This is a genomic window from Okeania sp. SIO3B5, assembly GCF_010692555.1.
GTDB lineage: Bacteria > Cyanobacteriota > Cyanobacteriia > Cyanobacteriales > Microcoleaceae > Okeania.
Genome location: NZ_JAAHHG010000408.1, coordinates 1 through 9,256, shown reverse-complemented (window position 1 = coordinate 9,256; position 9,256 = coordinate 1). Strand labels below are relative to the sequence as shown.

General features: G+C 40.0%; 3 protein-coding genes. 2 read left to right on the top strand and 1 reads right to left on the bottom strand.

Annotated features, from left to right (window positions below):
- Positions 1 to 598: 598 nt before the first annotated feature.
- On the bottom strand, positions 599 to 1,864 hold the full coding sequence (locus tag F6K54_RS33585) for a glycosyltransferase family 4 protein (RefSeq protein WP_293087819.1): 1,266 nt from the start codon (positions 1,862 to 1,864) through the stop codon (positions 599 to 601).
- An 885-nt stretch (positions 1,865 to 2,749) separates the two neighbouring features.
- Between F6K54_RS33585 and F6K54_RS33580 the strand changes: the two genes are divergently transcribed.
- Complete coding sequence (locus F6K54_RS33580; protein WP_293087817.1) at positions 2,750 to 3,703, top strand: sulfotransferase domain-containing protein; 954 nt, start codon at positions 2,750 to 2,752, stop codon at positions 3,701 to 3,703.
- A gap of 737 nt (positions 3,704 to 4,440) precedes the next feature.
- Positions 4,441 to 9,256 (top strand): hormogonium polysaccharide biosynthesis protein HpsA (gene hpsA / locus F6K54_RS33575; protein WP_293087814.1); only part of this gene is annotated, 4,816 nt, incomplete at its 3' end.

Here is a 9,256-nt window from a genome sequence, read left to right as displayed (position 1 = left end):
CCGTGTCTCCGTGTCTCCGTGTCTCCGTGTCTCCGTGTCTCCGTGTCTCCGTGTCTCCGTGTCTCCGTGTCTCCGTGTCTCCGTGTCTCCGTGTCTCCGCGTCCCCGTGTCTCCGCCTCCCCGTGTCTATCGAGAATGAAACAGCCCTACCCTCCTGGGAGGGGCTAGGGGTAGGTTGTCTCCTGTCTCCTACCCCTGCTAAAAGACTTTTTCAGCAAACCCTAATTAGGGATTGCTGAAATTATATGAAAGCATTGACTAATATTGCTTTTAGAAATTTTTAGTACCGAAATTGTACCAGCTTTTAGGTCAAAAAGTTGCAAAAAGTTATACCATTTCTCCATGAAGTTGCGCTTAATACTAAAGATGAGAATAGTCAGTTTAATAAAGTCTAAGCAACAATTATTAAGCGCATTGTTACAGAGAAATGGTATTAGCAGAAAAAGTTTAGTAGGACAGAAAAATTAAGAGACAATTGTTACTTCTACTTCCTCTATAACTCCCATTCCTCCTGATTCTTAACTACTCCCTACTCCCTACTCCCTACTCCCTCTTTTCTGGAGATGTCTATTATCCATTATCAATTATCAATTATCCATTAATGAACTGAATCTAGCAACTGATTGTATAAATCTGCGTGTCTTTGAGCTTGCCGTTCTAATGTATATTCAGCAGCAATAAGTCTTTGACAATTATCACTCAAACGTCCTAGTAATTCTTTATTTCCTAATAACAACTTCACACCTTCTGCCAGATCATCAATATCTTTATACCTAGCTAAATAACCAGTTTCCAAATGACGAACAACATCCGATACACCACCAGTATTAAATGCCACACAAGTTGTTCCACAACCCATACTTTCTAAAACACTATTGGGGAAATTTTCCACTATTGCTGGATGTAGATAAACATCTGCTGCTGCATAAGCATTAGCTAATACTTGGTCATTGCTGGTAAAATCAATTCTAATAGTTTGATAATTTGGATCGTCAGCCCAAGAATTTGCTCCTTTTCCCATCACCACTAATGTTAAATTTTCTACCCCACTAGCTGCTACCTTTTGCATCACATCATTGACATACTGGCCACCCTTTCTAATTTCCCAGGTTTGATCTCCAGCAAATAACACAACTTTTCTATTACTAGGAATATCAAAAGTATTGCGAGCTTCTACTTGAGATATGGGATGGAAAATATTGGTATTAATTCCATTAGGAATAATATGTACGGGAAAATGTCCCAGTAAAGGACTTTCCTGAACAACCCTTTCCATCCAACTATTAGTTGCCACAAGCACTATTTTTGAACGTTTGTAAACTTCTTTTTTTATTCTCCATAGTAGAGCAGTTGTATCTCTACTTAGAGCTGGATACTCATCTAAATGCGGGCAAGCTCCACAACCAGTTTTCCAGCGATCGCATTCATAAGAATAACTACAATGTCCAGTTAACGGCCACATATCTGACAGTCGCCAAACAATCGGTTTTTGATTACTTATTTTTGGTAAAGCTCTGTAGGTAAAAAAACCTGTAAAACCGTGAATATTGTAAATTTGTACAATATCTGCTGACTGAAACCATGGATGTTCGAGCAATGCAAATGATGAAGGATAATAAAGGTATTGGAGATTTAACCAACGATCTATCACTTTTCTCCCAATACCATCACCAAATTTAACTAAAGAATTTTGACTACGGATATCACCTACATCTGAATCTTCAGTCACTTTCCACCTAACTAACATTCGCGATGTACAGCCTAATTCCTTTAGTCCAGAATGAATTTTATATGCTGAACGAGCAGCACCGCCACTATTATCAGAATAATTAATATGTAATGCATTAATTGAAGAGTTATTCATAGGAATTATTCAGAATTTTGATCATCGTATCAGGACTTACGCAAAGGCACTATTTATAGAGTCCAGTAACTATTGTCCAATAGTGTTGAACTCTATATATAGCGTATCTGCGTAAGTCCTACGTATGTTATAGGACTCAGGAATGATTTATCATAAATAATTATGCATTTTCTTATAGAATCCGTTTGAGATATATATCTTAGTTAATCATCAGCCTTACAGTTTCTTTTTAATCATTAGACATCTCCAGAAAAGAGGCAGTAGGAAGTAGGTAGTAGCTCGTCTAGCTTGAAAATGTGGGTAAATTTTAGAAAATATAGACCTCTCCCCCCTTTCAAAGCTATCCCTTACCCATAACTCCTGAAACCCTTGTGCGGACGGGGAGACACGGAGAGGGGGAGACACGGAGAAAAAATCATAGTATCTAAATAAAAATACTTAAGAATTCACAAATAAATGTGCTTTTTCATACATTTTTCTCCCAAAAAAGCCGAACTAAGACTTACCCATAATTTGTCAGTTTTGTCAAGTTTTATGTTAAGAAATATGTGGGTAAAGCATAGCTTTCAAAGGTGGGTTGGGGGGATCGTAGCGTTGGGTTTTACTCACAATTTTAGTTTAGACGAGCTAGTAGTAGAGGGAAAGAATTGATAAATTAAGAGTGTGATAATTGATTTGATTTTTTTATTATCGGAGACGTCTATTATTACATAAATATTTCTGAAAAACTATTACTAGCCTATTTCACCTTATACTCCTCTTTCTTCTTTCTTCCCTCCTGACTCCTGACTCCTGAGTTCCCCTCCTGGGAGGGGTTAGGGGTGGGTTAACTCCTAAATAATTAAGACAAATATCATACACTAATTCAGCAACACCTTAAAATTTATGCTTTCTCAAACAACACGTCGCCTATTAGCAAATTTACGTCAATTAACCGCTAGTAAAATATCTAATGAAAATCGAAAAAAAATTGGTGCAGTCTTACAAAAGCTTCAAGAAACATCTATTGGACGTTGGTATAGTCTGAGTTCTGCCGATGCCTATATAATTTCATTCCCCAAATGTGGCCGGACTTGGCTACGTTTAATGATTGGTAGAGCATTGCAACAGAAATTTCAATTATCTCATCCTAATATCAATGAAAAAACTCTATTATTAGAACCTTTAGCAGAATTAGGCCCAAATGTTCCTAAAATTATGGTGACTCACGATGACGATCCTCATTGGAAAAAGCCTGAAGAACTAGAATTATCTAAAAATAAGTACAAAAATGTCAAAATTATATTTTTAGCTAGAGACCCCAGGGATGTAGTAGTATCTGCTTATTTTGAACAGAAAAAAAGAGTATCATTTTGGTTAGAAGGCTTGAAAAAAGAACCACATCTTCAGGCATATAAAGAACGTATTAAAGCTTATGATGGAGATTTGTCTACATTTATTTATGAGGAAATTGGTAGCTTAGATTCTCTGATTAAGTTTTACAATATTTGGGCAGAAAATAGACATATACCCAAAGATTTTCTCTTAATACGTTACGAAGATTTGCATAAAAATCCTCACAGAGAACTCCGTAAAAGTTTTGATTTTCTTGGGATTAAATATCAGGAGGAAGTAATTGATGAAGCAGTAGAATATTCATCATTTGATAATATGCGAAAAATGGAAACAGAAGGCAATGCTCATCCTAAACTCAAAGCTACAAACCCTAACGATACAGACTCTTATAAAACTAGAAAAGGAAAAGTAGGGGGATTTACAGAATATTTTACTGAAGCAGAAATTACTTATATTAACAATAAAATTAACGCAAATTTATCAGATTTTTATGGATATAAATAATAAATAGGGTTTGCTGAAAAAATTGGTTGGTGGGGGTAGGACGCGGGGACGCGGAGACACGGGGACGTGGGGACGTGGGGAGGCGGAGAGGGTAGGGATAAATTTATCAGATCACAGAAGAACGTTTTTATTACTGCTAAATGAGACTTGATATTCGTCGTTGCTTGAATATGTTCATGCATCTGTTTGCGCAGCATGACCTAGGAAATGCTGAATAGCTAATAGCTGAATGTTTACAATTGTCCTAACCAATTCTTTCTTAGTTATAACTAATAACTGAAATGACCCTGATATGTTCAGTAGAAAATAAGGGAATAGTAATTTTAGATAGCTATATCTAAATATAAATCACACAGACATTGAGGCTTTAGCATTTTCTCCGATCCAAGAGAAAATTCCCAAATGCTAAAATTTAAAAGTAAACGAATATCCCTGCAGCTAAAAAATCAAGTCTAGCTGTAGGAATTATTTTAACTATAGGAAAACCAATAAAATCTAGCAAATTTATTCAGAAAGCCAACAAAGGCCACAGCTAATCATGACCTGTCAACTTCTGCGGGCTAAAGCCACGCAACTTGGACGGCCCAACGATGGCGAGATTTCTTCGCCATACCCAATTGACCAAGAAAAAATCAACTTTGGTCTTTCAATCCCAATGCTTTCCTACAGAATGCTGCGCAAACAGCAGTCGGTACTGATAACTGATAATTGATAACTGAAATGACTAGGGAGAATCTATGTCAAAACCCAAGTTAACTAAACGTATCTATTACCATCTACTTTCTATATTTCGACGAACAGAAAAATTTATCGGTATATCTATCAAAAAATTTATCTGGTTACTGAAAAGAGCTAGTAAAAAGCAACGCCATAATCGAAATGCGACTCAAACTGGGTATGTATTACCCACAGTTACTATGGTGATGTTAGTAGTAGTATTACTAACTGTCGCAATAATGTTCCGCTCCTTTCAGCGCACCGAACAAGCACTATTTGTTCGGACTAACGAAGCAGCATTAGCTTCTGGAGCTGGGCCTGGTGTAGAACGGGCGCTGGCCAAGTTGAGAGAAGTAGATGGATCGGCAGACACTACTCTCACAGAAGAAGAATTAAACGAACAACTGGGGTTGCCTGAAGACCCAAACCTAGATGATAAGTATACGCTGCCAAATGAAACACGGATAACCATAGAGTACAATACACCAGATGTAACTCCTGGTCCTGAATTATACAATCAGAACACCATAGATACTGCCTGGAAATTTCCTGTTGATACTGATGGTAATGGTATATTCGACAGTTTCAATGTCTATGGCATTTTCCTACGGAGTCCCAAATTAGATAACAGTGAACTCGCATTTGAACGTGCTAGAACTCCCCTAGATTCTGTTGCCCCACCAATACCAGCAATTGCGACTCTCAAACCAGGTTGTGAAAGGCTTGGTGTTAGCCGTTCTACTGTGGGAACTACTGACTGGTATAAGGTAGGGGCGACTCTGAAGAAGAGTATATTTGTCTATAGTGCTGTTGTGCCTATTGGTGAAGGTGAAGTTCCAGCAGGAAATAATTTTGAAGCCAAGAGAGAACAGGCAGGTATAGTTGCTTTAGAGTTACAACAAGACCGGGAACGGGTACCCCTGAGTAATAATGCTGTGGTATACGAAGATGATTTACAGATAACTCCTGGTGGTAGTGGTTTGAGACTGAATGGACGAGTATTCACAAATTCTAATTTGCTCACAGCTCAAAGACCAAGTGGTGGGGCGGTAGATTATTATTTGGTTTCTAGTCCTAGCTCTTGTTTCTACGAGATGGAAAATAACAAGATTGTAGTGGGTGGTAATGTAGGTATTGGACCGCCAGATAGCAACAGCGATATGCAAGATGTCAGGGTGGATTTATTTGATATTGGTGGTAATCATACTGAAGCAACATTGGGTGCGGCAAATAAGTCTGTAACTAATACTCCTGATCAAATTACCTACGATGGACAGCGATATGAAACTCGAATTAGAAACCTGGTTGATGGTACAACTGTTGGTAGTGAACCTGAAGAGGTACTGGATAAAATAGCACAGGGTGGAAATCGTGAAACAGCTTTAAGAGAGTACTTTAAAGCAAGAACTAGAAGGGTTCCTGCTGTAGATGGAGGTGATGATGACATCAGTCCAACAGGTAGTGCCGATCAACCAGAAAGCTCAGGGGGTCCACTAAGGCCACCACAGGATGCAATAGATGTAGACACTAATGGATTAACTCTAAATACAACTGGTAATACAGCTCTGCCTGCTGCTACTGAACCAGATTTGCTGGAAGAAACAGGAGTTGAGACTGAGGTAGGCGATCGCGTACTGATAGGTAATGGTTTACCTGCTAGGTGGTACATCGAGGATACAGGTCGTTTTGCCACATATACTAAGAATCAAGAGATTAGTGAGGTGCTGTGGGATGTGTATAAGGAAGGTGAAGAAGAACAAGATTTTCGTTATCGTCGGACTCAAATACAGCCTATTGGAGACCTCGATCCGGTGCGGCATGGTTTCTGGGAAAAAGCAGCGGCAGAACAACCAGATTTTTTGTTTTCTGGGAGAGGGGGGTTGCGTTTAGTCACTGGTGCTGGAGTTTATGAGCGGAAAAATTCTTTTTTGCCTCCTCCGCCAGATTTGAATGATGCTACTGGATTCAATCCAGGCGCAGCAATTAGTATTCCAGGTAACATTCCACCTGATTACGACGATCCTAGTACTACTGCTAATGAGGAACGGTTCCGTATCGTTTGGCCGGATAGTATGCCGATGTCACCTTTGGGAATGGATGTAGATACAACTGCAACTGATGATTATTGGGTAAAAGGATATGACAATTCAGGTGGAACTACAACTCAGTGGCGCACACCAGTTCCAGGTCCGTTGCAGGATATACTTGGTCTCAGAAATGATACAACAGCTGCAGTTACTCCTACCATTGACCCCAATACTCCTCAATACCTTAAAGGCGACCTGAGAATGCGGGCAACTGCGGTGTATATGTACAACGACAATGCCTATGACGAAGACGAACCGCAAACATATCAAACACCAGTAGCTTGCGTTAGCAACTACTACGATCCAACCGACCCAATTAGAGCGCGAAATGAATCAGGCTTACCGTGGGGTGCAGATCCAAATGGCAGATCCAATAATGGCATTGTCTATAAAGCACCAACTGTAACTTCAGAAGCCTTGAGTGTTCCTGCTTTCAATACAACTACAGGTTTATATGCCGCAGATGAATACGGCGGACCTTACTCCTCTCTGGGAGAAAGGGTTGCCTACCAAGCTAATTTGGTTTTCCCTAGCGGACGTTTTGTGAACCCCACACTCAGATATGCTTTGGAACGTAAACGGAATAATGAAGACCTGGAACTTCACCACCAAGCAGCGATCGACTCTACTATTTGTGCTTTGCAAATTTTAGATGGAACTATTATACCTGATGATAATTTGATTCCTCATGGGGCAATACGAGAAGTGGCGTTTCTTGATGGTAGACAAATTAGAGCGATCGAGGGTGAAATTGAGGATGAGGATGAAGACCCAGATTATGACTTGTTTGTAGAAGACCGCCAACCTCTGGAAATTCGGGTAACTCAATTAGACCTAGACATGATGCGCCAACAAAGCGTTGGTGATATGTCGATCCAGAATGCCCCTGATAATCCAAGAACAGAATTTTTATTACCCAATAGTGGAATTATTTATGCAACTCGTGATGACGCATTGCCTGATGTTTCTGGTCGTCCTGAAGATGAAACTCTGCCTACATATGAAGCTCTACCTATAGATGATGAGGACGATCTAAATTCGTACTTAAATGCTAGTGCAATTGATTTTGAGTTAGATTCTACTCGCCGTCCCAATGGCATCATGCTGGTTAATGGTAGCGTTCTTGCTCGTGAAAATGACAACAATGATTATGATGGTAAGGAGGCTGAGAGGGGAATTATTTTAGCGAGTAATTTGCCAGTATATGTACAAGCTGATGCAGCAGGTTTTAATCTGCACCAAACTCCTAGCAGCAATAATCTAGAAGAGTTTACCGAGAATATCACAGAAGATTGGGGCAATTTTTATAACCGCAATACCCTGGAAGCTCAATTTGCCTGTCGCAATGGCGACCCCAGGTTTGAAAAACGTAATGGTCTTGCAGACTGCAACCCTGGTGATTTATGGCGGCCTGCATCGGTAATTTCTGATGCGGTGACTTTGCTTTCTCATGACTTCCGTCCAGGGTTCCGAACAGAGGGAGATTATGATTTGCGGAATAATTCAAATATTGCTAACAACCCTAGTCTAGGAGGTAAGGGATTTCTTGAATTTGATGGTGATACTACCACAGATATTGATCTTAATGAGGAGGATTTCAGGTTAGACCTAAATGGTGATGGTGAGTACAATGGTACTGTGAAAGAGTCTGACGTAACTGCTGCTGCTGCACATCAACTGAAGCGCTTGAAAAATGGTTTCTATGAGAATAACTTTGTCACCAGTTTCGAGTGGTATCGAAATAATAATGGCTATCCAGATGATTTTGATACTCTCAGTGGTACAGGAGGTGGTGCAGCAATTGATGGTGGTAGCTTTACAGATGCAGTTGGCGGTGTAATCCAATATTCTTCAGGCAATAATGCTGACAGTGAATTTAGTTCCTATTTCAGTAGTTTTATTACTCCAGTACAACGACGTGCTAACTTTCCAGTTTATTTGATGGAAACTTGCATGAAATTGCCTGTTTCAGAGTGTCAACCCGCTGATTGGTTTGTTGGGTTAAACTGGAGTGGAGCGCTTGCTGTGATTCGAGCTTCAAATACAGATATTACTTTGGGAACGGACGTTTACGATCGTGATGATCCTACTGGTGATCCTGTTCCTGATGAAGCACATATAGCAGGCACAACAGAAGAACCTGCCACTAATGCAAATATAGTTCCCTCCTGGAATTCAAATGAGATTAGAAGGTATCCTCGTCGTGTTGCGTTCAGGCGGAATCCTGCTGGTCAACTGGTTGATGACAGTAATGCTGATACTGTGCTTGCAGCAGGTACTCCTCCTGTTCCTTTGGGACTTGCTAACACAACTGATATCATCAATCAATACTCTGGCACTACTCCAACAAAGACATCAAATACTTCTTTGTGGTTTAGAACAGGTACAGTAGGAAGCGCTAGTTACAATGGAGCTAGTACCCTATATATTGCCAATGAAGAATTAGGTGGAGGCGCGTTAGATGGTTCATTAGCACCTTTAACAGACCAACCATTATTAGTTCCCGTAATACAATTCCAGAATCCAACAGGGACTCCTGCAGGTGGTTTTACCCCACAAGGTACAACAGCAGGCAATCAAAAATGGCTCCAAGAAGCTTCCGACTCCACCTTTAATCTAGTAGTCGGTAGTGGAGACGCACCACCACGCTCTAACCCACCAGAGCCAAACGGTGGTTTACCTAACTTTGCCCGTTACATAGAAAAATGGGATGGTTCAGATTCTCAAATCTCAGGTTCATTTATTCAGA

What these genes read in the sequence shown, in the direction of transcription:
- F6K54_RS33585 (WP_293087819.1), bottom strand. Translation starts at nt 1,864, where the DNA reads ATGAATAACTCTTCAATTAATGCATTACATATTAATTATTCTGATAAT.
- F6K54_RS33580 (WP_293087817.1), top strand. Translation starts at nt 2,750, where the DNA reads ATGCTTTCTCAAACAACACGTCGCCTATTAGCAAATTTACGTCAATTA.